The following is a 25,347-nucleotide window of genomic DNA, read 5'->3' as shown; positions in this document are numbered from 1 at the left end:
GAATTATAAACTATTGATAAATGTTTCTAGCGCTTTTTTATGAGACGCTGCTAAATCTGCATCTGAAATACCGTTTTCGGAAGTAAAATTAGTGTGGAAAGAAGGTAAAGAAAAGGTGCTTACTGTTTCACCTCCAAATCTTGGTATACTAGATTCAATAACCGTCAAAGCTCCTGCAGCACCACGCTTACCTCCGGAAGTTGACATTAGAAAAACTTTTTTGCCTTCTAAAAATTTTCGTTCTAATCTAGAGAGCCAATCCAAAACGTTTTTAAAGTATGCAGAAGGATTACCGTTATGCTCGTTAACTGAAATAATTAGTCCATCGGCATTTTGTATATCATCTTTTAACTCTACCAAAGAATTTGAGAAACCATCTTCTTTTTCTACATCCTCACTATACATAGGAAATGGAAAATTAGCCATGTTCAAGGTCTGTACGTTGTGACCCTTTAACTGAGAAACCGTGTATTGTACAAGTTTGTAATTGATAGATTTAGAAGAATTACTTCCTGCGAATGCTAATAGTTGAGCCATAAGAACAAATTGTTTTGAATTTCACTAAAATAACTCAATTACAAGATTTCACACAGATTTTTAGCTAATTTCGCGTTGTTAAAAATCCAAACTACCTGAATACGAGTATATAGGGTGTAAAATGGGAGTTAAATTGCAATCGAACCGACTTTACTTTATAGACGCTATGCGTGCTTGGGCTATCTTAATGATGCTTCAAGGCCATTTTATTGATAGTTTGTTAGACCCAATCTTTAGAGACGAATCTAATATCATATTTTCTGTTTGGAAATATTTTAGAGGTATAACTGCTCCAGTATTTTTTACAGTATCTGGTTTTATTTTCACGTATTTATTAATAAAAGTTCCAACAGTTGGATTTGAAAATCCTAGGGTAAAAAAAGGTATTAAAAGAGGTTTACAGCTACTAGCTATAGGTTATCTATTACGACTAAATATTTTAGGCCTCTTTCAAGGGCATATTTACAGTAGTTTCTATTTGGTTGATGTATTACACTGCATAGGTTTATCAATTTTAGCTATTATTGGTTTGTACCTTGTTTCAGCCAATAAAAAAACATTTGTTTTTCCATTACTATTGGTAACTATAACCATGGTGTTATTTCTATTTGAACCCCTATATAAATCTTATTCTTTTAGTTTTTTACCTAACGGAATTGCTAATTACTTTACAAAAGCCAATGGTTCTGTATTCACAATAATACCGTGGCTGGGGTATGCAACTGCTGGTAGTACATTGGCACTGTTATTTAAGAAGTTTAAAAATGCTAGAAACCTTTATCCTACAGCAATTACATTGGCTATAGTTTTAGGTCTTACCTTAATTTTTTATTCTTCTCCGTTTTTTGAATGGTTGTACATAGCTACTGATATTTCACTTTTTAAGTTGATTTTAGACAATAACTATTTATTTATTAGACTAGGAGATGTTTTTACGGTATTTGCCGTTTTTATGTTAATTAGAAGTGTTTTAACCAATAAAACAGTTTTAAAAATTGGCGGTAGTACACTTACCATATATGTAATACACTTTATTGTGCTATATGGCAGTTTTACTGGCTTAGGACTTTACAAATTTTTCCACCACCAGTTAAGTGCTGCTGCAGCAATTCCTGCAGCCATATTATTTATGATTGTATGCGTTATTGCTTCCTTACAATACGTAAAATATGAAGCAGAAATAAAAGCACAATTAAATACTGGTCTGGTATTTATAAGAGAACAATTACTATTTGGGTATGAAACTGCTGTACCCGTCTTTAAAGAAATTACAGTAAGAATTCGATTGGTGATACAACGTATATTTAAATTGGCGAGAAACTAATCTCGCCAATTTAAAATTGTCTACTTTTTTAAACGTGTAGCGCTCTATCATCTGTAGCTGCAAGCGCAGCTTCTTTAACAGCCTCAGCATATGTTGGATGCGCGTGACTCATTCTAGAAATATCTTCAGCAGATGCTCTAAATTCCATAGCAGTAACAGCCTCGGTAATTAAATCTGCACAACGTGCACCAATCATATGTACTCCTAAAACTTCATCTGTCTTTTTATCCGCAAGAATTTTTACAAAACCATCAATATCCATACTTGCTCGAGCTCTACCTAAAGCACGCATTGGAAACTGTCCTACTTTGTATTCAATACCTGCTTCTTTTAATTCTTCTTCGGTTTTTCCTACAGCAGCAACTTCTGGCCATGTATAAACTACACCAGGTATTAGGTTATAATCTATATGTGGCTTTTGACCCGCTATTATTTCAGCAACCATTGCGCCTTCTTCTTCAGCTTTGTGGGCCAACATAGCACCTTTAACAACATCACCTATTGCGTAAATATTAGAAACATTGGTTTTCAAATGACCGTTAACCTCTACTCTACCTCTATCATCTAATTTTACACCAGCTGCTTCGGCATTTAATCCATCAGTATATGGTCTTCTTCCTACAGAAACAAGGCAATAATCACCCTTAATCTCAACTTCTTGACCTTTTTTATCATCTGCCTTAACCACAATTTCATCTCCATTACGTTCAACCGATTTTACTTTATGAGATAAATTGAATTTTACTTTCTGCTTTTTCATCACTTTCATTAATTCTTTTGAAAGTGCAGCATCCATACCTGGTATAATACGGTCCATGTACTCCACAACAGTTACCTCTGCACCAAGTCTTTTATACACTTGACCAAGCTCTAAACCAATTACTCCCCCTCCAATTACGATAAGGTGTTTTGGTATTTCTTTAAGTTTTAAAGCTTCTGTAGAAGTTATAATACGTTCTTTATCAATTGAAATAAATGGTAAAGTAGAAGGTTTAGAACCTGTAGCAATAATAATGTTCTTAGCTTCTATTGTTTCTGTTTTACCGTCTGCTTTTTTAATGTTAATATGGGTGGCGTCTTTAAAGCTACCAACACCTTCAAAAACCTCAATTTTATTTTTATCCATTAAAAATTGAATTCCCTTAGTCGTCTGGTCTACAACTCCATCTTTACGAGCAATCATTTGCTCAAGGTTCACTTTTATTTCACCCGGAATTTCAATACCATGTTCTTCAAAATGCTTTACAGCATCTTCGTAGTGGTGAGAGGAATCTAATAACGCCTTTGATGGTATACACCCTACGTTAAGACATGTTCCACCCAAGGTTGAATACTTTTCTATAATTGCAGTTTTCATTCCTAATTGGGCACATCTAATTGCGGCCACGTAGCCACCTGGTCCTGAGCCTATCACGGCTACATCATATTGACTCATATATATTTTGAATTTATAATCGAAATGATTCTTAAAAGAACTTCAAAAATACGAATGTTTACGCAAAACATTTATATGTAACAAGCATCATTATATTACTACTCTAAAACAAATTGGGTTGTTGATTTTATAACATCAATAGAAAAAGAACTTTGTGTACTTCCAATCTGGTCTATTGCTGTAAGCTTATTTACCATAAACTCCCTATAAGCCTTCATGTCTTTTACATTAATGGTTAAAATATAATCGTAATCACCACTTACATGATGGCAATTAGAAACCTCTTGTAATTGTTGAATTTGTTTTTCAAAACGAAGAATATTTTGCTTGGTATGTTGTACTAATCTTACTTGACAAAAAACAGTAAAGTCTTTTTGTACCATGCTATTGTCTAGTAAGGCTACATATTTTTTTATGAATCCCCCATTTTCAAGCTTTCGAATTCGCTCAAAAACCGCCGTAGTAGATAATTCTAATGCTAGCGCATATGCTTTAGTGGTTCGTTTGCAATCTTCCTGTAATAGGTTGAGTAGCCTTTTGTCAATCTTATCTAAACGCATACAATTTTTTTTCGTGTCTGAGCACCAATTTGATACTTATTTAGAATTATATTCTATTTATATAACTATACAAAGAAAATATATCTATATTATTTTATATGTGTTGATAAATATAAATGTATTTCGGAATTTAGATGTAAAATCAACTACAATAAAATGAAAAGCAAAGCAGCACAATCGGTACAAGATTTACATTATTTTGGTGAATTTGGTGGGGTTAATCCCTCTATTTCTGATTCATCTACATATACCTTTTTATCAGCAAAAACTATGTTTGATACTTTTGAAGGTAATACTGAAGGCTGCTATCTCTACAGCAGACATTCCTCACCCTCTAATTTATATTTGGGTGAAGCAATGGCAGCTTTAGAAAACACTGAAAGCGCAAATGTTTATGCCAGCGGAATGGGTGCAATCAGCGCTGTAGTTATGCAGTTGTGTAATGCTAATGAACATATAGTTTCTAGCAGAACTATTTACGGAGGAACTTATGCCTTATTTAAAAACTTTCTGCCTAAACTTAATATAGAAACTAGTTTTGTTGATATTACCAAACTATCTGTAGTTGAAGCGGCCATCACTGAAAACACTAAACTTATTTATTGCGAGGCAGTTAGTAACCCGTTGTTAGAAGTAGCAGATATTGAAGCATTAGCTATTCTTGCTAAAAAACATAACATTCCTTTGGTGGTAGATAATACCTTTTCGCCTTCAAACATATCTCCCGCAGAATTGGGAGCAGATATTGTAATTCACAGCCTAACTAAGTTTATTAATGGCACTAGTGATTGTGTGGCTGGCGCTGTTTGTGCTTCAACTGATTTTTGTTTGAGTCTTAAGGATGTTAATGATGGTGCCGGTATGTTGTTTGGAAGTACGCTTGATAGTCTGCGTGCTGCATCTATACTCAAAAATATGCGTACCTTACATATACGCATGAAAAAGCACAGTGATAATGCCTATTATCTTGCACAACATTTTGAAAAAGATGGCCTAAAAGTTGTTTATCCTGGTTTGCCTTCTCATCCTGGTCATGAGACTTTAAAAAAGCAAATGAATGAAGAATTTGGCTTTGGTGGGCTATTAACCATAGATGTGGGTTCTCTAGAAAAAGCCAACAGTTTAATGGAGTTATTACAAAAAGAAAATTTAGGCTATTTAGCAGTAAGTCTTGGTTTCTATAAAACGCTATTTAGCGCTCCTGGTACTTCAACTTCATCTGAAATACCTTTAGAGGAACAAGAAACGATGGGACTTTCTACAGGTTTAATTCGTTTTTCAATTGGTTTAGACCATGATATTACTGATACTTATAAAAGAATGAAATCTTGCATGCAAAAATTAAACATTCTTGACAAGCAAAAAGAGTTGGCGTAAACAAAAGTTGTTTGCTTAAAATGGGTATTAATTGTAATATTAACCTCCAACTAACTCTCAAACTATGTCAAAAACCAACGATACCAACTCTAGAGCAAATGAAAATGTTGTAGAAAACAAGGAGTTAAACATTTGGGAAGCTTTGATTCCAGTGTTTGCTTTAGTTGCCATGCTTTTTTTTAATGTTTATTATGCGTTTGGTGATGATGCGTTGAGCGGAAGTAATCAGTTTATTCTTTTGCTTGGGGCAGCTGTAGCTGCAATAGTTGGTTTTTTTAATAAAGTTGATTATCAAACCATGATTGATGAGGTTGCCGAAAACATAAAATCGGTAACAGGAGCTCTATTAATATTGTTATTTGTTGGTTCACTAGCGGGTACCTGGTTATTGAGTGGCATAATTCCTTCTATGATTTATTACGGACTTAAAATTTTAAATCCGACTATATTTCTACCTGCTTGTATTATAATTTGTGCAATTATTTCAATTGCTACAGGTAGTAGCTGGACAACTTCTGCAACCGTGGGTATTGCCCTAATCGGAATTGGAAATGCTTTAGGTATTGATGCTGGCATGACGGCTGGTGCTGTAATTTCTGGTGCTTACTTCGGAGATAAAATGTCTCCCCTAAGCGATACCACCAACCTGGCACCCGCCATGGCTGGTGGAGAATTATTTAGTCATATTAAATATATGACCTACACCACTGTACCAACAATTGTGGTAACCTTAATCATCTTTGCAATTATAAGTGTTTCTATAGATGTATCTGGTAGTACTGATACTAGTGCAATGCTTTCATCTATAGAGGAGGCTTTTTATATAAGTCCGTGGCTATTTTTAGTACCCGTTATTGTTGTGGTCATGATTGTAAAAAAAACACCACCATTAATTGCACTATTAGCAGGTACTCTTTTAGGCGGACTTTTTGCGTTAATTTTTCAACCAGATATTGTTGCAAAAGTTGGAGGTTCAGAAGAACTAAATTTAATTTCTGGTTACAAGGGTGTCTTTAATGCAATGACTGTTGATACTGCTGTTGAAACCTCAAATTCAGTTTTAAATGATTTATTTTCTTCTGGAGGAATGTCTGGTATGTTGGGTACAATTTGGCTAATAGTTTGCGCAATGGTTTTTGGTGGTATTATGGATGCTATAGGAGCATTATCAAGAATAAGTAAGGCAGTTTTAAATCTATTTGACTCTATTTTTGGGCTTTTCTTAAGCACAGTAATAAGCTGTGTTGGTTTAAATGCCATTGCATCTGACCAATATTTAGCTATTGTAATACCAGGTAGAATGTATGCTAAAGCTTTTAAAGACAAAGGTCTTGCTCCAGAAAATTTAAGTAGAACATTAGAAGACTCTGGTACGGTTACTTCGGTATTAATACCTTACAACACCTGTGGAGCTTATCAAAGTGGCGTTTTAGGTGTAGATACGCTTTCTTATGCAGGTTATGCGTTTTTTAATTGGTTAAGTCCGTTTACCACGTTACTTTTCGCTGCCTTTAGAATAAAAATTAAAAAAATAGTAACCGAATAATTTTTTATTTAAGGATTCTCACTTTTGAGTACATAAATCTTTTTTGTCAAAAATATATCCATTTAAATAGTGCTATAATCGTAGAAAAATAGGCGGATTATTATGCCATTATTTTCACCTATTTTAAAATAGGATTTACTTATTTTATCTTTCTTTCTCAGCTTTTAACCTAATGTAATTTTGTGTTATAATTTATAAATAACACTTTTCATTATGGCAATTGTAGGAAGAAAATTTCCAAATATCGAGGTTAACGCAATAGACGAACTAGGCGATGTTTTTAAGTTAAACGTGCTTAAAAAAGCTCAAGAAGAAAACAAAAAGGTTGTACTATTCTGGTATCCTAAAGATTTTACATTTGTTTGCCCAACAGAACTACACGCTTTTCAAAAAGCGCAAGCAGAATTTGATAAAAGAAATACAATAGTAATTGGTGCTTCTTGTGACACCGCTGAAGTACATTTTGCTTGGTTAAATACCGAGAAAGACAACGGTGGTATAGAGGGTGTTACTTACCCAATTATTGCAGATAGCAACAGAAATTTAGCAACAGCTTTAAATATTCTCGACAATACAACTGAGGAATATAATGAAGAAACTAACTCTATTCTTTTAGATGGTGATAATGTAACTTTTAGAGCTACTTATTTAATCGATGAAGAAGGTACCGTGTTCCATGAAAGTATTAACCACATGCCTTTAGGTAGAAACGTAAATGAGTTTTTACGTTTAGTTGATGCCTATACACATGTACAAGAAAAAGGTGAGGTTTGCCCTGCAGATTGGGAAGAAGGTAAAGAAGCTATGAGTGCAGACCGTAATGGCGTTGCAGACTATTTAGCTAATCATGTAAATTAATTTAGAACTATGCTTTTAGAATTAGAACAAGATAATTTACAAGACATTATCTCAGAGAATGATAATGTTATAGTGCAATATTCGGCATCTTGGTGTGGAAACTGCAGAATAATGAAACCTAAGTTCAAAAAAGAATCTAGGGAGAATGAAAACGTAACGTTTGTTATGGTAGACGCTGAAAAATTTCCTGAATCTAGAAAATTGGCAACGGTTGATAATTTACCAACTTTTGCCGCCTTTAAAAGCGGAAGTTTAAAAAACCAAGTGCAAACCAATAAGTATGATGTGCTAAAAACCCTAATTAATGAAGTTACCCATAATTAAACACTTGGTTGGCTTTGCGGAAAACAATGATGAAGACTTCTTAATTGAAACCGCAGAAACGTTAGAATATTTAACTGAGAGTCCTTCTTTAAAAGATGAAGAATTAGACACCATTGGTGAACTAATCTCAAACCTGTATGGTGCTATTGAAGTTTACAAAGAAGTAAAACATGGTACACCAAAAAAAGAAGCTCTTAATGGTTTTATGAACAGAGTTACTGGAGCTATAGACAAGTAATTCAGTAAATATTTAAATAATCAGAAACCTTCCGTAATTCGTTATGGGAGGTTTTCTTTTTATAGTATTTTTGAAAAAAATCGAAAAAACACTATCATGGCAACAGTAACCTTAAAAGGAAACCAAATACATACCGCCGGAAATTTACCCCAAACCGGAAGTCAAGCACCAGATTTCACCCTTATTAAAAACGATTTAAGTGAAACATCACTAGCAAACTACAAAGGAAAAAAAGTTGTGCTTAATATTTTTCCGAGTATAGATACAGGTACATGTGCACAATCTGTAAGACAATTTAACCAAGAAGCTGCTGAATTAGAAAATACAGCGGTATTATGCATCTCAAAAGATTTACCTTTTGCACAAGCTCGTTTTTGTGGAGCGGAAGGTATTGACAAAGTAGAAACATTGTCTGATTTTAGAGATGGTAACTTTGGTAAAAACTACAATTTAGAGTTTGTTGATGGACCGTTAAAGAGTTTACATTCACGTGCGGTTGTTGTGCTTAATGAAGAAGGCAAAGTTTTGCATACAGAACAAGTTTCAGAAATTGTAGACGAGCCTAACTATAAAGCAGCACTTGAAGCTTTAATGAATGCCTAAAGAATCGCTACTAGAAAATAGAATTAAAGGAGTAAAAGTTGCACTGAAAGGTGCACTTTTACTTTTAAAAACAGAAAATAGCATCAAAGTGCAATTTGGTATTGCTATTCTGGTAACTATTGCCGGTTTCGTATTCAAAATTTCTAATACCGAATGGGCAATACAATTATTAGCCATTGGGCTAGTTATGAGTATTGAAGGTTTGAACACTGCAATTGAAAAGATTGCCGACTATGTACAACCTAATTTTGATGAAAAAATTGGATTTTTAAAAGATATAGCTGCAGGTGCTGTAATGATTGCAAGTATTATTGCAATTATTGTGGGCTGTATTATTTATGTGCCAAAAATTATTGCGCTAACATCCGTTTCTGGCACACATCCGTAAATTTGTTAATTAAAGCTTTTTATGGCTAAAAAAAGAAGGACAACTAAAACAAAAGCAACTCCAAAAAAATCTAAATCGGTTTTTAAGGTTACCAAACAGAATAAAATCATTTTTGGTAGCCTACTCATTTTATTGAGTATTGCATTGTTTTTTTCTTTTCTGTCCTATTTTTTTACTTGGCAAGAAGACCAAAGTTTGCTAACCGAGTTTTCTGACCGCAATGCCAACGCTAAGAACTTACTAAACAAATTTGGTGCTGCAGTAAGTCATTTTTTTATGTATAAAGGCTTTGGACTAGCAGCTTTTGTATTCCCATTATTATTAGCAATTACCGGTCTTTACCTGTTTTTAGGTTTAAAGACTAGTAAATTATGGAGTAAATGGATATGGGGATTACTTGCTGTTGTTCTAATTTCGATTTCGTTAGGCTTCTTCTTTTTTGAGAAGCCACTTTTAGGGGGTACTGTTGGGTATGAAATGAATGATTTTCTTCAAGATTACATTGGTAAGATTGGAATTTTCTTAGTACTGATTTTTATGCTCATTGTAGTCATGGTGCAATTATTCAATTTTTCTCCAGAAGCAATTGGCAACTATTTTAGAGAAAGAAACTTTAGCATACCTAATTTTAAATCAACCAAAAACTCAACAGAAAATTCTGCATACGATAGCAATGCAACCAATGTTGAAATGGATTTAAGCACCACAACTACTAAAGAAACCATTAGTGTTAACGATGCTTATACCCATAAACAAGACATTCCAAAAATTAAACCTGAAAATGAGCTAGATGTCACCATTGCTACCCCTGAAGAGGAAGAAGAGCTCGATTTAAAGGTGGAAGAGATTACTCAAGAACTAGAAGAAACAGATAGCAAAGCAAATGAACTTGTAAAAAAACATGGATTATTTGACCCCAAATTAGAATTGGGTAATTATAAATTTCCGCCACTAGATTTACTAGACCCGCATGGTGTTTCTGGCGGAATTACAATTAATCAAGAAGAACTCGAAGAAAACAAAAATAAGATTGTTTCTACCCTTAAAAATTATAAGATTGGCATAGCTCAAATTAAAGCTACCATTGGGCCAACAGTAACGCTTTATGAAATTGTGCCAGAGGCAGGAGTTCGTATTTCCAAGATTAAAAATTTAGAGGATGATATTGCCCTATCACTTGCGGCCTTAGGCATTCGAATTATTGCACCTATTCCTGGTAAAGGAACCATAGGTATTGAAGTGCCAAACAAAAGTGCTACCATTGTATCAATGCGTTCTGTTATTGCATCGAGCAAATTTCAAAAAGCGGAAATGCAACTGCCAATTGCTTTTGGTAAAACTATTAGTAATGAAACCTTTGTAGTTGATTTGGCTAAAATGCCGCATTTGCTAATGGCTGGTGCTACTGGTCAAGGTAAATCTGTGGGTTTAAATGCGGTAATTACCTCTTTACTTTACAAAAAACATCCTGCAGAAATAAAATTTGTTCTTGTTGATCCTAAGAAAGTAGAACTAACTTTATACAATAAAATAGAGCGTCATTTCTTAGCCAAACTTCCAGATTCTGAAGAAGCAATCATTACAGATAACACCAAGGTTATCAACACTCTAAATTCACTTTGTATTGAAATGGACCAGCGTTACGAGCTACTCAAACTTGCCATGGTACGTAATATCAAAGAATACAATGCCAAATTCAAGGCAAGAAAATTAAATCCCAACGACGGGCATAAATTTTTACCATACATAGTTCTTATTGTTGATGAGTTTGCTGATTTAATTATGACCGCTGGTAAAGAGGTAGAAGCACCAATTGCAAGGCTCGCACAATTGGCTAGGGCTATTGGTATACACTTAATTATAGCAACCCAAAGACCTTCTGTTAACGTTATAACGGGTATTATTAAAGCAAACTTCCCTGCTAGAGTTGCCTTTAGAGTTACCTCTAAAATTGACTCTAGAACTATCTTAGATTCTCAAGGCGCTGACCAACTTATAGGTCGTGGAGACATGCTATTTACCCAAGGTAATGATGTTATTAGATTGCAATGTGCATTTGTAGACACTCCAGAAGTTGCTAAAATAACAGAGTATATTGGGTCACAACGCGCATATCCAGATGCACATTTATTACCAGAATATGTTGGAAATGACGATTCTGGCACAGCTATTGATTATGCTATTTCAGATAGAGATTCTAAATTTAGAGAAGCCGCTGAAGTAATTGTTATTGCTCAGCAAGGTTCAGCTTCTTTAATTCAAAGAAAATTAAAATTAGGATATAACAGAGCGGGTAGAATTATTGACCAATTAGAGGCCGCCGGAATTGTAGGACCGTTTGAAGGTAGTAAAGCAAGACAAGTTCTTGTTCCAGATATGCTCAGTTTAGAACAATTATTACAAAATGAAACAAGTAATTAATTTGAAAATGAAAAAGATATTTACCGTTATAGTAATAGTAATTTTTGGGTTTTCAGTGCAGGCTCAAGATGCCCAAAAAGCAAAAGATTTACTGGAAGATGTGTATAGCACAGTAACTTCTTATGACAATATTAAAATTGATTTTACCTACGTTTTAGAAAATCCAGATGCTGGTGTAAAACAAGAAACCCAAGGTAATGTGACCCTAAAAGGAAATAAATATATTGCCAACTTATTTGGTTCTACTCAAATGTTTGATGGCACCAAAGTTTACACCATTGTACCAGACAATGAAGAGGTAACCATTGAAGACAAAACAGATGATGACGATACCGTGACTCCCTCTAAAATGCTAACTTTTTATAAAGAAGGTCATAACTACGCTTGGGATATCTTACAAAATGTTTCGGGGAGAAAAATTCAATTTGTAAAGCTTACACCTATTGATAGTAATTCTGAAATTAAAACTATTTTACTAGGCGTAGACGCGCAAACTAAACACATTTATAAACTAATTGAAACCGGCAAAAACGGTACCAAAACCACTATTACCGTTAATTCTTTCAAAAGCAATCAGACCTTATCAAAAAGCTTGTTTACCTTTGACGAAGCCAAATTCGAAGATGAAGGCTACTATATAATAAAAAACTAGCGTGCTGCCCATAATTGACCGATACGTTTTATCGCGTTTTCTATATAATTTCTTTAGCTCGTTTGCCATATTAATGGTCATATTTATATTTCAGACCATTTGGCTTTTTATAGACGACTTGGCTGGTAAAGATTTAGACTTGCTAATTATTGGCAAGTTTTTGCTTTACTATACCCCTACACTTATAGATAAAGTACTGCCCTTAACGGTTTTACTTTCTTCAATTTTAACCTTTGGAACATTTGCTGAGAATTATGAATTCGCAGCCATGAAAGCTTCCGGAATTTCTTTACAGAAAGCCATGAGAAGTATAGTTGTTTTTGTAACCTTACTGGGTATTGGCACCTTCTTTCTTGCAAATAACGTAATACCTATTTCTGAGCAAAAGATTTATAATATGCGTAAGAATATCGCTAAAGTAAAACCAGCGGCGGTTATTGTCGAAGGCGTTTTTAGTGATATTGAAGGTACGGATATGAATATGAAGGTTAGTAAAAAATCTGGGGATAAAGACCAATTTCTAGAAGATGTTATTATTCACCAAAAAGAAAAATCAATTAATAAAACCGTTATTAAAGCTAAAGATGGTGAATTGGTAAGTAGTGAAGATTCTGATTTAATTTCTTTGGTTTTAAATAATGGGTATTACTATGAAGAAATACGTTCTTCTTCCTCTAAAAATCAACGAAAGCATCCTTTTGCCAAGTCTGAATTTGAAACCTACATCAAAAACATTGATATTTCTGATTTAAACAACCAAGACCTAGAAGCGGAGTCTGATGTTACTACAGATAAAATGAAAAATGTTTCTCGATTACGAAAAGATATTGATTCACTTTACGATAATAATGTGAATCAGGTAAATGCCTTTTCTAAAAATATAACTGCCAGAATGGGGGCATTCCCCGTAGCTAAAGAAAAAGATAGTATTCAACTAAAACCCTCTCAAAAAGTCGCAAAAGCGTTAAATAAAATTGAAGACACTACCGCTACTCAGACAAAAGATTTGTTGTCAATTTTACCAGAATGGCAGCGGTCTCAAAGCTTAACAAACGCAAAAAATTCAGTAACTAATATTTTGAATACCATTAGAAGTAAGAAAACTGAACTTAATAAGCGATACGAAATTTATAACCGTCACATTTTATCATTACATAAAAAATTCGCCTTAGCATTTTCATGCATTATACTATTCTTTGTAGGTGCACCCTTAGGCGCAATTATTAGAAAAGGAGGAATTGGCTTACCAATGGTAGTGGCTATATTGTTATTTCTAGGCTATTATTTTTTGGGAGTTTTTGCTGAGAATTATGCAAAAAAAGGAAACATGGAGCCTGCTCTAGGTGCATGGTTTGCAACGTTAATTATGTTTCCGTTTAGTATTATTCTAACCCGTAGGGCAACCAACGACAAAGGCCTTATGAGTATAGGTAATGTATTTGATAGAATTACCAGTATTTTTAAAAGAAAAAAGAAAACGTCAGATGAGTAAAATAGCTGAACATAAAATACAGCTCAATACTATTGAAGAAGCCATAGAAGATATTCGTCAAGGAAAAGTGATAATTGTAGTTGATGATGAAAACAGAGAAAATGAAGGTGATTTTTTGGCCGCAGCCGAGTTGGTTACTCCTGAAATGATAAATTTTATGGCTACCCATGGTCGTGGTTTAATCTGTGCACCATTAACTGAAGGTAGATGTAATTCGTTAGGATTACATAAAATGGTAACCCACAATTCTGACCCTCTAGAAACCGCATTTACCGTATCTGTTGATTTAAGAGGTAAAGGAGTAACCACAGGTATTTCAGCTGCAGATAGAGCCAAAACCGTTTTAGCACTAACTGATGATGGTTGTAAACCTCACGAGTTAGCAAGACCTGGCCATATTTTTCCTCTAATTGCCAAAGAGGGCGGTGTGTTAAGACGAACTGGCCATACAGAAGCAGCCATTGATTTTGCTCGATTAGCTGGCTTAAAACCTGCTGGAGTTATTGTTGAAATCATGAATGAAGATGGCACAATGGCTCGCTTACCAGAGTTAGTCACTGTAGCCAAAAAATTCAATTTAAAATTAGTGTCAATAGAAGATTTAGTGGCTTACCGAATGGAGCACGATAGCTTAATTGACAAAAAAGAAGACTTTACCATCAGTACTCGCTTTGGTGATTTTAGGTTACGTGCATACAAGCAAACTACAAATGATGAAGTGCACATTGCACTTACTAAAGGTAGCTGGAATAGTGATGAGCCCGTACTTACAAGAATTAACTCAACGCTTGTTAATAATGATATTCTTGGAACGTTAACCAAAAACCCTGACAAGCAACTAAAGGCTATGTTTGAAGCCATCAATAGTGAACCTAAAAGTGCTATGGTATTTATTAACCAAAGTCAAAAAGGGTCTAACTTATTAAGTCGCTTAGCAGAGTTTAAAGACATTCAAAAACAAGGAGTACATGAAGCGCCAAAAATTGAAATGGACGCAAAAGATTTTGGTATTGGCGCACAAATACTGCACGACCTAAACATTTCAAAAATAAAATTACTCTCCAATTCTCAACAAACAAGACGCGTTGGTATGGTGGGTTATGGTTTAGAAATTGTAGCGTATGTAGGTTATTAAGTGCTTCTTTACAAGTTACTTAATACCGTTTTCATTTTTTGAGCTCTTTGCTGTACTTCTTCTTCGGTCCAACCAATTTTTATTAGACAAGAGATGTTTCTACCCATCCAATGGTCAGAAACAGAAAAATCTGAAGTGTTGTAATCAGGTAGTTGCTCAAGAACCTCTTTAGGCAATTTTCCTAACGAAATTTTGCTAGTTAAATGTTCCCATTTTCTATAATAGTGCCAGTTATTATCAAACCAATAAAAGCAGGCATCAATTCCAGCATTAGAAAGTGCTTGGTGTCCAATGCGCGCTGTTTCTTCATCTTTTAGAAAGAAATTTAAAAAAGAATAGTTTTCAACACCACCTTCAGGCACTGTTCTAAATTGTAAATTAGTAACCGCTTCTAAGGCATTTCTCAGAATAGTATAATTACGTTCTTGTATAGCTAAAAACTCGTCTAAACGCTCAATTTGAGCGCAACCTACAGCAGCATTCAACTCTGATATTCTAAAATTATAACCTAAAAACGGATGCGCCTCTGCTCCCCTATTATTTCCAATATGGTCATGCCCATGGTCAGCATACATATGAGCGTTTTCATAATAGGTTTTTTCATTTGTAATTAACGCTCCACCCTCTCCACAAGTAATTGTTTTAACATAATCAAAAGAGAAACAACCTAAGTCTCCTATACTACCCAAAGGTTTACCTTGGTAACTTCCTCCGATTGCTTGGCACGCATCTTCTAAAAGCAGCAAGTTATGTTTCTTACAAATGGTTTTTAAAGCAGATAAATTGGCCATAGAACCACACATATGAACCGGCATAACCACTTTTGTCTTTTCGGTTATTGCTTTTTCTACCGCTTCGGGCTTAAGGGTTAATGTATCATCAATATCTACTAAAATAGGTATAGCTCCAATAGCTAGAATAGATTCAAAACTTGCAACAAAAGTAAATGTGGGCATAATTACTTCATCACCAGCACCAATACCCGCACTTGCTAAGGCTACCGTTAATGCAGCCGTTCCACTACTAACCGTATGAACATAAGTACTTTGCATTCGTTCTCCTATGGCCTTTTCTAGTTCTAGAGCTTTCCAATGGTTATTACGCATTGCATCAAAACCGTAACGCATTAAAACCCCGTTATCAAGAACATCTTGCACTTGTTTTTTCTCTAAATCACCGAAAAGCTCGAATCCTGGCATGTAGTATTTTTTTGTAAAATAAATGCATAAAATAAGGCTTCACAAATATTTGTAAAGCCTTTTATGCGGAGAAATAGGGTCTCAACAAAAAGTAAACAGGGTAAGCAACCAAGTTTTTCATCTCAAAGAGTACTAAATCGAACTCATTTATTGATTAGATTTTATATTCTAATTATGCCCCTATTCATAGCTTTTAAACGAATTTTAAACATATCTATTTAATTATTTAGAAACATTAATTACTTTCTAAATATAGTGTCATCTTATTGCATTGACTCAATTTTATTTAAATAGCATAGCATTTTAATGTCTATTCGTTATATTTTTACTCGCCTTCTAATACGTTAAACACTAAATCATGGACAAAGTTTCAATCTTAGTAGTTGAAGATGAAATTCTTATAGCTGAATCTATTTGCAAAAACCTAACGGCATTAGGTTATGAAGTTTTTGAACCGGTATTAAATTATACCGATGCTTTAGCAGCTATTAAATTGAAAAAACCAGATATTGCGATTTTAGACATTCAATTATCAGGTCAAAAAAGTGGAATTGACCTTGGTAAAAAAATTCAGGATGATTATGATTTTCCTTTTCTATTTCTAAGTTCCAACGTAGATTCTTTAACGGTAGATGAGGCTAAAAAAGTTAATCCGCAAGCGTATTTAGTAAAGCCTTTTACCAAAAACGAGCTTTATACGGCGGTAGAACTTGCACTTTACAATTACGCAAAAATAACTGGTAGTGTTGAAGATGAAAACTTGCTTATTAATGATGCACTTTTTTTAAAATCTGATGGTGTTTTTTCTAAAATAGGTTTTGATGATATTATTTATGTTAAAAGTGCGCATGTTTACATAGAAATATTCTTGAAAGATGGCTCCAAAAAATTGGTTAGATGTAGCTTAAATGATATCATCGAAAAACTTGGCAACTATTTTGTAAGAGTACATAGAGGATTTATCGTTAATTCTAGAAGCATAACTGGTATAAAAAATGATTCTTTAATGCTTGATGAAATAGAAATTCCAATTGGTAAAAGCTTTAAAGAAAAGTTATTTGAAAAGGTTCTCCTAATCTAAATTTTCATGAACATTACCCAATCTTTCAAATTTTACTACACCGTTGAGAACAACAAACTATAAGGTTAGAACTGCATATTTATGGTTTAGAACATTGATGTAAGTTAAGATAATGTTTTAAGAGGTTAAAAGTTTTAATAGCTAGTGAAAAGCATAGTGTTTTTCTAAAACTTCAAACGCTAACAAAACTTTAAATCAACAAACATGAACCAAAACTACGGTCATCTCTTTAAAGACCATTTATTATCCTTCTTTCTTATTTTACTATTTGGAGGTATGTATACCAGTAATGCGCAGTCTATACCTGCCTCTGATGGAAGTGCTAATTGTGCAATATGTGCACCTCCGGGCTGGAACGTAATTTTAGGTACGCCAGACGTTTCTGATAGAAATACAGCAGCAGCTTCAGGTACTAGTGGTGGTGGAACTCCTTGGTTGGGCGCACCACTACCCTTACCACCAAATGGTCATACCAATTGGATTTCACTACGTGATTTAGGACCATCTGGTACTGAAGAAATTGTAGGAACCACAATGACTGGACTTGTTCCGGGTGTGCTGTATGAATTACAACTATACACCTTAACTTCCCAATCTACGCAATACTCTCCTATATTTAACGACTTATTTAGATATAGAGTTGGCACAGGAACCATACAAACCGTAAATGGTATTAATCAGAATACTTGGGGTACCCAAACAATTCAATTTACGGCAACAAATACTTTTGAAACGCTTGAATTGTACCCTGGTAACAATTCAGGTGGTTCAGGAAACTTTGAGTCTATTCAAATTTCGGTCACCTTAAATGCAATTTCAGTTGTAGATTCTGATAACGATGGTATAGATGATAATAACGATATATGTCCTGGTGGCGATGATAATGTTGATACTGATAACGATGGTGTTCCAGATTTTTGTGATGGTGATACCGATGGAGATGGTAATCCTAATGGTAACGACCCAAATCCAAATCAACCAACTGCTAACAATGATTTTGGAAATGGATTTTCTGGCGTTTCCGGTAGTTATGATATTCTTGGCAACGATGACTATCTATTAAATTCTGATACAAACAACCTTGGAAATACCACGGTAACATTCATTGGTGGAACGGCTAGTGGTAGCTTTAATTACGATGCATCTACAGGCCAAGTTAATTATACACCAACTTCTGGTGAGGCAGGAAATACTGTAACTGGTATTTATCAAGTTTGTAATGATGCTAGTGGTAGCAATATTTGTGATAATGCAACTATTTCAGTCTCTGTAACCGACCCAGATGATGATGGCGATGGTATTCCCAATAGCGTAGATATTGACCCTAACGACCCTTGTCTACCAGCACAAGCTGTGGGTTATACGGGGTATGATAGTGGTAATACGGTTTGGGCCGCGGCCGATTGTGATGGCGATGGCTTAAACAATGGTGACGAAGATAGTGCTGGTACCGACCCTTATGATAACGATACCGATGGAGATGGTAATCCTGATGATAGTGATGCTAATCCTACTACACCTACGGCAACGGCAGATAGTGCTTCTGCAGCTGCTGGCAATGCGCAAGTTGTTGTTATTCTTGCCAACGATGATTTCTTAACGAATTCTGATACCAACAATCTAGGTACTACTTCTTTAAGCGATACTGGTAACGGCTCTGCCGCTGGTACGGTAAATTTTGATGCCAATACAGGAGAGTTAACTTATACGCCTACCTCTGGCGAAGCTGGGGCTACTGTGACTGTTGAATACCAAGTTTGTAATGATGAAAGTGGCGCTGCTATTTGTGCTACCGCTGTTGTTTCTTTCTCAGTTACCGACCCAGATGATGATGGGGATGGAACTCCCAATAGTGATGACCCTGAACCAACTAATCCATGTGTTGATAACGGAATAACTGGTGACGAGGTAATTTCAAACCCAATATGGTTAGATTCTGATTGTGATGGTGATGGTTTAACCTATGGTGAAGAAACTACCGGAATTGATAATCCTTCTACGCCAAATAATCCTAACGGAACTATTACCAACCCAACAGATATTGATTCTGATGATGATGGTATCTCAGACGGTCAAGAAGCTGAAGACGAAACTGACCCGAATAACGACTGTGAATCTGTTGATGGTACACCGTTAGGAAACTCTGATTGTGATGCTGACGGATTAACAAATGACGAGGAAATTGCCCTTGGTACAAATCCTAACGCGCCAGATTCTGATGGAGATGGTATTGAAGACGGACAAGAAGTTATTGATAATACTAATCCTGTAAATGATTGTGATTCTGTAGGGGGAACACCTGTTGGAGCATCTGACTGCGATAATGATGGATTATCTAATGATGAAGAGATTGCTCTAGGTACAGACCCAAACAATCCTGATTCTGACGGTGACGGTATTGAAGACGGACAAGAAGTTATCGATAATACAAATCCTACGAACGTATGTGAATCCAATGGTGGAACACCGCTAGGAAACTCTGATTGTGATGCTGACGGATTAACAAATGATGAGGAAATTGACCTTGGTACAGACCCAAATAATCCTGATTCTGACGGAGATGGAGTTCAAGATGGTCAAGAAGTTATCGATAACACTGACCCTGTAAATGATTGTGATTCGGTTAATGGCACACCTTTAGGAAGTTCTGATTGTGATGGAGATGGACTTACCAACCAAGAAGAATTAGATATGGGAACTAACCCAAACAATACTGATTCTGACGGAGATGGCATTAGTGACAACCAGGAGGCTATTGACGGTACCGACCCAAACAATGATTGTGAATCAATTGGAGGTCAGCCTTTACCTACATCAGATTGTAGTATTGGTAAGTTAACACCTGCTGAAGCTTTTACTCCAAACGGTGATGGTATTAATGATACTTGGGTGATTAGAGCTGTTGATGAATTTCCAGATGCAATTGTTAAAGTATTTAATAGATACGGACATGAAGTTTTTAGTGCAACTGGATATCAAAATGATTGGGAAGGGTATTACAAAGATTTCTCAACAAAATTACCTGCCGGTTCGTATTACTATGTCATTGACCTTGCCAATGGTACAGCACCAATAGACGGATGGATATTTATCAATTATTAATTCCCAATCAAAAAAACAAAACAATGAAATTTCGTAATATATATACAATACTTATAATTTTATTAACCGCTTTTGTGGCGAGTGCACAACAAGACACACACTACACGCTTTACCGCTACAATATGAACTTGGTTAATCCTGCTTATGCGGGTTCAAACGGAGAAACCGTATTAGGCATAAATTTTAGAAGTCAATGGTCTAGTATAGAAGGAGCTCCTGAAACCCAAAGTTTCTTCTTTAGCACCAATACAGGTAATAATGTTGGCCTTGGCGTTTCTGTAATTAATGATAGAACGTTTATAGAACAACAAACATTAGTTATGGCAGATTTTTCTTATAAATTAAAGCTTTCTGCAACTAATACATTGTATTTAGGTATGAAGGCCGGAGGAAATTCTTATAATGCTAACACCGCTGGTTTACTCACCTTTGGAGACTCCCAAGACCCCTCATTAACAAATTTAAGAGGAGGATTTAAATTCAATCTTGGTTTAGGAGCCTTGCTTCAAGGTGAGCAATATTTTGTTGCTATTTCTGCTCCTAAAATTTTAGCCTCTGAACGGTTAAATGATGATGAAGGAGAATTAAGCCTAGATGAAAATAGATTACATACCTATTTGACAGCTGGTTATGATGTAGCTATTTCAACTGATTGGATGTTTAAGCCTTCGGTAATGGTTAGATACATTAATGCTACACCTTTATCATTAGACGTAACCGCCACTATGGAATATAAAGAAGTTGATTTTGGACTTTCATACCGATTAAATGAAGGCATTGGCGGAATGTTTATATGGAATGCCTCGGAATGGATTAATATAGGCTATGCCTATATCACAGAGTTTGAAAACGCTATAGCGAGAAATGGAAATGGTTCTCATGAAGTGTTTATGAATTTTAGTCTTTAAACATCACATTGAAATAATGTTAGGTTAAAGATTTGGGAAGAAGAGGAGCGTTTGCTCCTCTTTTTATTTTTTATTTCATTTAGAACAGATTTTTGAATATTTGGAACATTATTTCAGAAACTGGTAACATTTTAGTTTTTCATAAGTACATTTCGGATTTAGAATAATAAAACCTCCAACTATTCGGAGTTATCAAATTCGTAAATAAATGTTCCTATTTAGCTCAAAAATAATTCGAAGAATATTCAGCTTACTATTATTTTTTGCCTTAAATTTTACGTTTGGTCAGGATAATTTACAAAACAAGATATACCAAAATAATCTCCAAAAAATTGAAGAATTAATACTTAAAAAAGAGTATTTAAACGCTGTTAAATTGTTCAAAATAATGGAATTTGATAGCTTAAATCAATACCATAAGATTCTTAATAAAATTGCGCTACAACAACCCACTTCTTACAAAGAATACTATACGTTCTTAATAAGTGCTTCTGCTATCCCGGGTAGTAATAATCAATTATCAGATTTTATAAATAACACTATTCAAATACCTGAAACTTCTGATGATTTCAATTATGAGTATGTAAAAATTAAATGGTTGCAAATGATGGCTTTAGCAGATGAAACTGCCACCTTAGACGAAGCCAGAATAATTAAGGTTGAATTGCTTAAATACATAGATAGTTATTCTATTGAAACAGACAATGTAAATAAAGCAAGAGCTTTGGTAGAAACCTTTGAAATGGTAATCTATGTTATTCAAAATAAAATTGAATTAGGTAAGGAGCTTTGTCAGAATACTTTTGAAATTGGTAAAGAATTAAACGATAAATTAATTCAAATAACCAGTTTATACCATTTATGTGATTTTCTTGTTGCAGATAGAAATTTAGAAGAATTTATAACGCAAAGTGAAGTAGTACTTGAGCTTGAATCTGGATTAGCTACTCCAAGTCCGTACAAGGCAAAAAATATGGTGCACTTAATTGATGCCTATATTTTTAAAGGTGGTAACCATAAGAGAGTGTCTCAACTATTAAACCAACTATACAATGATGTTAAAACAAGACCACACTCCTACTCTTTATATGCTCAATTTCTTACATATTTACCAAAAGACCATAAATTACAAAAAGAAATATTTAAAATATTTAACGTAAAAACTTACCCAGAATTTGGTAATAAAATCGATTCTATTTCTCAAAATGTATTAGTGCCGAATGATTATTACCATGTTTTAAATTTTACTTCAAAATTGTTATATAGTAAAAAACTATATGCCGAAGCGTTTAGATTTAAGGATAAAGCTATTGATGTTACCAGAAAAACATATTCTGAAGATTTATCGCAATCCTTAGCTGATTTCCAAACAGAAAAAGCAGTTCAACAAAAAGAGCGAGAATTATTATTATCTAAACAAAAAAGTAAATACTACGGTATTATAGCCAGTTTAGTTGCCGCGCTTTTTGGGGTTTCCTTACTCTTGCTTTATTTCAACACCAAAAAGAATAAAATTTTAAAGCAAAAAAATAATCTAATTAGTAATACCCTTTTAGAAAAAGAACGCTTATTAAATGAAAAGCAATTACTTTTTAAAGAAATGCATCATAGAGTAAAAAACAATTTTCAATTACTCTCAAGTTTATTAGAATTACAGGTTACAGGTATTGAAGATAAAAATGCATTAAAAATGGTTGAAGAAGGTCAAAATAGAATTAAATCTATGGCGCTTATTCATCAAAATCTTTATAAAGATGATAGTTTAAAAATCTCCTTAAGTGAGTATGTAAATAAACTCATAGCTGAAATATCAGCTATTGGAACCATAAACCCAAGAATTTTACTGAATATTCCGAATTATAAATTTGATATTGATACAGCCATACCCTTAGGTTTAATTTTAAATGAGCTTATCACCAATTGCTTTAAGTACGGGTTTACTAATAAATATCCGTCACTAACAATAAGTATTGAAAAAGAAAAAGAAAGCTCATTTTATAAGCTTATCTTAAAAGATAATGGTAATGGTTTAAATAGTAAAGAACAATTTTTAAATCCTAACAATATGGGATTATGGCTTGTACAACGTCTAGTAAAACAGTTGTCTGGTAAATGCCGTTACAGTTATGATAACGGAGCAGTTTATACCATCACATTTAAAGATACTGGAGAAAGATTAAAAGTTGCCTAAATCTTTACGAGTTGTATTAAATGAAAATCGAAATAATTAAAAACTTTAGTTTCAGTGTCTTAGGTTAGGTATTATTTACCCTAATACCTAATTGAAAATGAGTGCAATAGTTTTAAACCATTAGAACCAAAAAATTATTAGTCAAATTAGAATTATTGAAGGAATATTGAAGAGTTAATTGCCTAAAACTTTGATTTAAAAACCACTAAATAAACCTATACTTTTATAGTGAAAGGTTGCATTACCCGAATTTATGGTTGAAATCGAACTTGAAGTATATAAATCGGAATAAATAGTACGAAAGCGCAACAAAGTATAACTGCAGTTTATTCATTTCCTTTTTATTGTTTTCCATAAGAATTCATTGGTAGCTTCGCTAATGTCGGCCGATTTGACTACGCAAAGAGCTGGCTGAATCCACACGGAATTACTATCTTAAATGCTAAACCGAAAAATAGTAGCTTAAAACCGGTATCTGAGACCTAGTAAAACCTTTAGCGGCAATCGAAGAGCAAAATATAAAATAAATATGGGAAGAGTAAAACTAATTCTATTGACCATTGTTATTGGGATTTCAATTCAAGTTCTAAACGCTCAAGCTTTTCAAAAAAATAGGGTGATAATTTTAACCGATATTGAAGCCGACCCAGATGATACCCAATCTTTAATTAGACTTTTATTATACTCCAATCAAATAGATATCAAAGGGTTAGTTGCTACTACATCTTGCTGGCATACTGATAAAGTGAATCCAGAGTTTATAATTAAAGTAATTAATGCCTATGGTAAAGTTCAACCTAATTTACTTAAACATGAAGAAGGTTTTCCTACAGAAAATGAGTTACTAAACATCGTAAAGAGTGGATTGCCTAATTATGGTATGACCGCCGTTGGAGATGGTTTTGATTCGGAAGGGTCTGATTGGATAATTCAAGAATTGGAAAAAGAAGATGCCAGACCACTTTGGATTTCGGTTTGGGGTGGCGTTAATACTTTGGCGCAGTCGCTTCATAAAATAAGGAAAACTAAGAGTAAAAATGAGGCACGTAGATTGATTTCTAAATTGCGAGTTTACACAATTTCTGACCAAGATGATAGTGGTATTTGGATTAGAAATAACTTTCCTGACCTGTTTTATATTGTATCTCCAGGAGATAATTATAATAGTGCTACATGGACAGGCATTAATGTAGTATTTGATAAAATAGATAACTCTTCAATTAGCAATTCTTGGCTTGCTGAACACATCCAACAAGGTCATGGCCCTCTTGGAGCGGCATACCCTGATGTTTCGTGGGGAGTAGAAGGTGACACACCAGCATTTTTATCATTAATTCCAAATGGATTGCATAATGCTGAACACCCAAATTGGGGTGGCTGGGGAGGTAGATATGAATTATATAAACCAGATTTTTCAAAAACAATAGAAGGTGGGTCAATTGTTCAAATTGCACCTGAAACAAGACCTATCTGGACAAATGCCATTGACAACTACATACGCTATATTCCAAGTAAATATGGACGAAATATTAAAAAAGATACCACTGTTTTTAAAGGATATAAAGAAACCTTATGGAGATGGAGGGATGACTTTCAAAACGACTTTGCTGCACGAATGGATTGGAGTATTATGTCATATAAAGAAGCTAATCATCCGCCGATACCAAAATTATCACATGCTGATAAAATTACTATTAAATCAAGGGAATCATTCGGGTTAGATGCTTCTAACTCAATTGACCCTGATGGTGATAATTTGAGTTTTTTGTGGTTTCCTTATCTCGAAGCAGGTACATACGATGGAGAGTTTGAACTGGGTCAACCAGAAAATGCACATACTACATATGGAGTAACTCCTGAGGTTGATGAAATTGAAACAATTCACATTATTTTAAAAGTGACAGACAAAGGAAAGCCTCCTTTGTCTAGATATAAGAGAATCATAATTGAAGTTGAACCTAAATAGAACAAATACA

At 34.3% G+C, this 25,347-nt stretch carries 21 protein-coding genes; 17 read left to right on the top strand and 4 right to left on the bottom strand.

Annotated elements, in window-relative coordinates; genetic code table 11:
* Positions 1-3 precede the first annotated feature (3 nt).
* Complete coding sequence (locus tag H5V42_RS01335) at positions 4-537, bottom strand: NADPH-dependent FMN reductase (RefSeq protein WP_185781313.1); 534 nt, start codon at positions 535-537, stop codon at positions 4-6.
* 133 nt (positions 538-670) lie between these two features.
* On the opposite strand from H5V42_RS01335, the gene H5V42_RS01330 reads away from it, so the two are divergent.
* A complete protein-coding gene (locus tag H5V42_RS01330; protein ID WP_313792109.1) occupies positions 671-1,861 on the top strand; it encodes a heparan-alpha-glucosaminide N-acetyltransferase domain-containing protein in 1,191 nt (396 codons plus the stop codon).
* A gap of 28 nt (positions 1,862-1,889) precedes the next feature.
* Here H5V42_RS01330 and lpdA read toward each other — a convergent pair whose 3' ends face one another.
* Positions 1,890-3,296, bottom strand: a complete 1,407-nt coding sequence (lpdA, locus tag H5V42_RS01325) for a dihydrolipoyl dehydrogenase (RefSeq protein WP_185781311.1) — start codon at positions 3,294-3,296, stop codon at positions 1,890-1,892.
* A 98-nt stretch (positions 3,297-3,394) separates the two neighbouring features.
* Positions 3,395-3,856 (bottom strand): Lrp/AsnC family transcriptional regulator, encoded by a 462-nt coding sequence (locus tag H5V42_RS01320; RefSeq protein WP_185781310.1) that lies wholly within the window; start codon positions 3,854-3,856, stop codon positions 3,395-3,397.
* A 156-nt stretch (positions 3,857-4,012) separates the two neighbouring features.
* Between H5V42_RS01320 and H5V42_RS01315 the strand changes: the two genes are divergently transcribed.
* The 11 genes from H5V42_RS01315 to ribB all read left to right on the top strand — a co-directional run bounded on the left by H5V42_RS01315 (position 4,013) and on the right by ribB (position 14,890).
* Positions 4,013-5,233: an aminotransferase class I/II-fold pyridoxal phosphate-dependent enzyme gene (locus H5V42_RS01315; protein ID WP_185781309.1), complete on the top strand. Its 1,221-nt coding sequence runs from the start codon at positions 4,013-4,015 to the stop codon at positions 5,231-5,233.
* 64 nt (positions 5,234-5,297) lie between these two features.
* Positions 5,298-6,779 (top strand): Na+/H+ antiporter NhaC, encoded by a 1,482-nt coding sequence (gene nhaC, locus H5V42_RS01310; RefSeq protein WP_185781308.1) that lies wholly within the window; start codon positions 5,298-5,300, stop codon positions 6,777-6,779.
* A gap of 213 nt (positions 6,780-6,992) precedes the next feature.
* Entirely contained in the window at positions 6,993-7,637 is a 645-nt protein-coding gene (locus H5V42_RS01305) for a peroxiredoxin (protein WP_185781307.1), read from the top strand.
* Positions 7,638-7,646: 9 nt separating this feature from the next.
* On the top strand, positions 7,647-7,961 hold the full coding sequence (locus H5V42_RS01300) for a thioredoxin family protein (protein WP_185781306.1): 315 nt from the start codon (positions 7,647-7,649) through the stop codon (positions 7,959-7,961).
* Positions 7,942-8,199 carry a DUF6952 family protein gene (locus H5V42_RS01295; protein WP_185781305.1) on the top strand — a complete coding sequence of 86 codons (258 nt, stop codon included), beginning with the start codon at positions 7,942-7,944 and terminating at the stop codon, positions 8,197-8,199. The genes H5V42_RS01300 and H5V42_RS01295 overlap by 20 nt, the downstream gene beginning before the upstream one ends.
* Positions 8,200-8,295: 96 nt before the next feature.
* Positions 8,296-8,802: a thiol peroxidase gene (gene tpx / locus H5V42_RS01290; RefSeq protein WP_185781304.1), complete on the top strand. Its 507-nt coding sequence runs from the start codon at positions 8,296-8,298 to the stop codon at positions 8,800-8,802.
* On the top strand, positions 8,795-9,190 hold the full coding sequence (locus H5V42_RS01285; protein ID WP_185781303.1) for a diacylglycerol kinase family protein: 396 nt from the start codon (positions 8,795-8,797) through the stop codon (positions 9,188-9,190). Before tpx ends, H5V42_RS01285 begins: the two co-directional genes overlap by 8 nt.
* Before the next feature lie 21 nt (positions 9,191-9,211).
* On the top strand, positions 9,212-11,611 hold the full coding sequence (locus H5V42_RS01280; protein ID WP_185781302.1) for a DNA translocase FtsK: 2,400 nt from the start codon (positions 9,212-9,214) through the stop codon (positions 11,609-11,611).
* 7 nt (positions 11,612-11,618) lie between these two features.
* Positions 11,619-12,263: a LolA family protein gene (locus H5V42_RS01275; RefSeq protein ID WP_185781301.1), complete on the top strand. Its 645-nt coding sequence runs from the start codon at positions 11,619-11,621 to the stop codon at positions 12,261-12,263.
* A 73-nt stretch (positions 12,264-12,336) separates the two neighbouring features.
* Complete coding sequence (locus tag H5V42_RS01270) at positions 12,337-13,755, top strand: LptF/LptG family permease (protein ID WP_229665649.1); 1,419 nt, start codon at positions 12,337-12,339, stop codon at positions 13,753-13,755.
* Positions 13,748-14,890: a 3,4-dihydroxy-2-butanone-4-phosphate synthase gene (ribB, locus tag H5V42_RS01265; RefSeq protein WP_185781300.1), complete on the top strand. Its 1,143-nt coding sequence runs from the start codon at positions 13,748-13,750 to the stop codon at positions 14,888-14,890. Before H5V42_RS01270 ends, ribB begins: the two co-directional genes overlap by 8 nt.
* Before the next feature lie 8 nt (positions 14,891-14,898).
* Here the strand turns inward: ribB and H5V42_RS01260 are convergent, their stop codons facing one another.
* The gene (locus tag H5V42_RS01260; protein ID WP_185781299.1) at positions 14,899-16,089 is read right to left on the bottom strand and encodes a DegT/DnrJ/EryC1/StrS family aminotransferase; all 1,191 of its coding nucleotides are present in this window, start codon (positions 16,087-16,089) and stop codon (positions 14,899-14,901) included.
* Between the two features lie 358 nt (positions 16,090-16,447).
* On the opposite strand from H5V42_RS01260, the gene H5V42_RS01255 reads away from it, so the two are divergent.
* The 5 genes from H5V42_RS01255 to H5V42_RS01235 all read left to right on the top strand — a co-directional run bounded on the left by H5V42_RS01255 (position 16,448) and on the right by H5V42_RS01235 (position 25,337).
* Entirely contained in the window at positions 16,448-17,170 is a 723-nt protein-coding gene (locus H5V42_RS01255; protein ID WP_185781298.1) for a LytR/AlgR family response regulator transcription factor, read from the top strand.
* Between the two features lie 204 nt (positions 17,171-17,374).
* Complete coding sequence (locus H5V42_RS01250; protein ID WP_185781297.1) at positions 17,375-20,272, top strand: gliding motility-associated C-terminal domain-containing protein; 2,898 nt, start codon at positions 17,375-17,377, stop codon at positions 20,270-20,272.
* 23 nt (positions 20,273-20,295) lie between these two features.
* Positions 20,296-21,180: a PorP/SprF family type IX secretion system membrane protein gene (locus H5V42_RS01245; RefSeq protein ID WP_185781296.1), complete on the top strand. Its 885-nt coding sequence runs from the start codon at positions 20,296-20,298 to the stop codon at positions 21,178-21,180.
* Positions 21,181-21,568: 388 nt separating this feature from the next.
* Positions 21,569-23,371 (top strand): sensor histidine kinase, encoded by a 1,803-nt coding sequence (locus tag H5V42_RS01240; RefSeq protein ID WP_185781295.1) that lies wholly within the window; start codon positions 21,569-21,571, stop codon positions 23,369-23,371.
* 529 nt (positions 23,372-23,900) lie between these two features.
* A complete protein-coding gene (locus H5V42_RS01235; protein WP_185781294.1) occupies positions 23,901-25,337 on the top strand; it encodes a DUF1593 domain-containing protein in 1,437 nt (478 codons plus the stop codon).
* The last annotated feature ends 10 nt before the right edge of the window (positions 25,338-25,347 follow it).

It is taken from the genome of Croceivirga lutea (assembly GCF_014235875.1).
GTDB lineage: Bacteria > Bacteroidota > Bacteroidia > Flavobacteriales > Flavobacteriaceae > Croceivirga > Croceivirga lutea.
The sequence above is the reverse complement of the archived record's forward strand: the minus strand, read 5'-3'. Positions and strand labels throughout refer to the sequence as shown.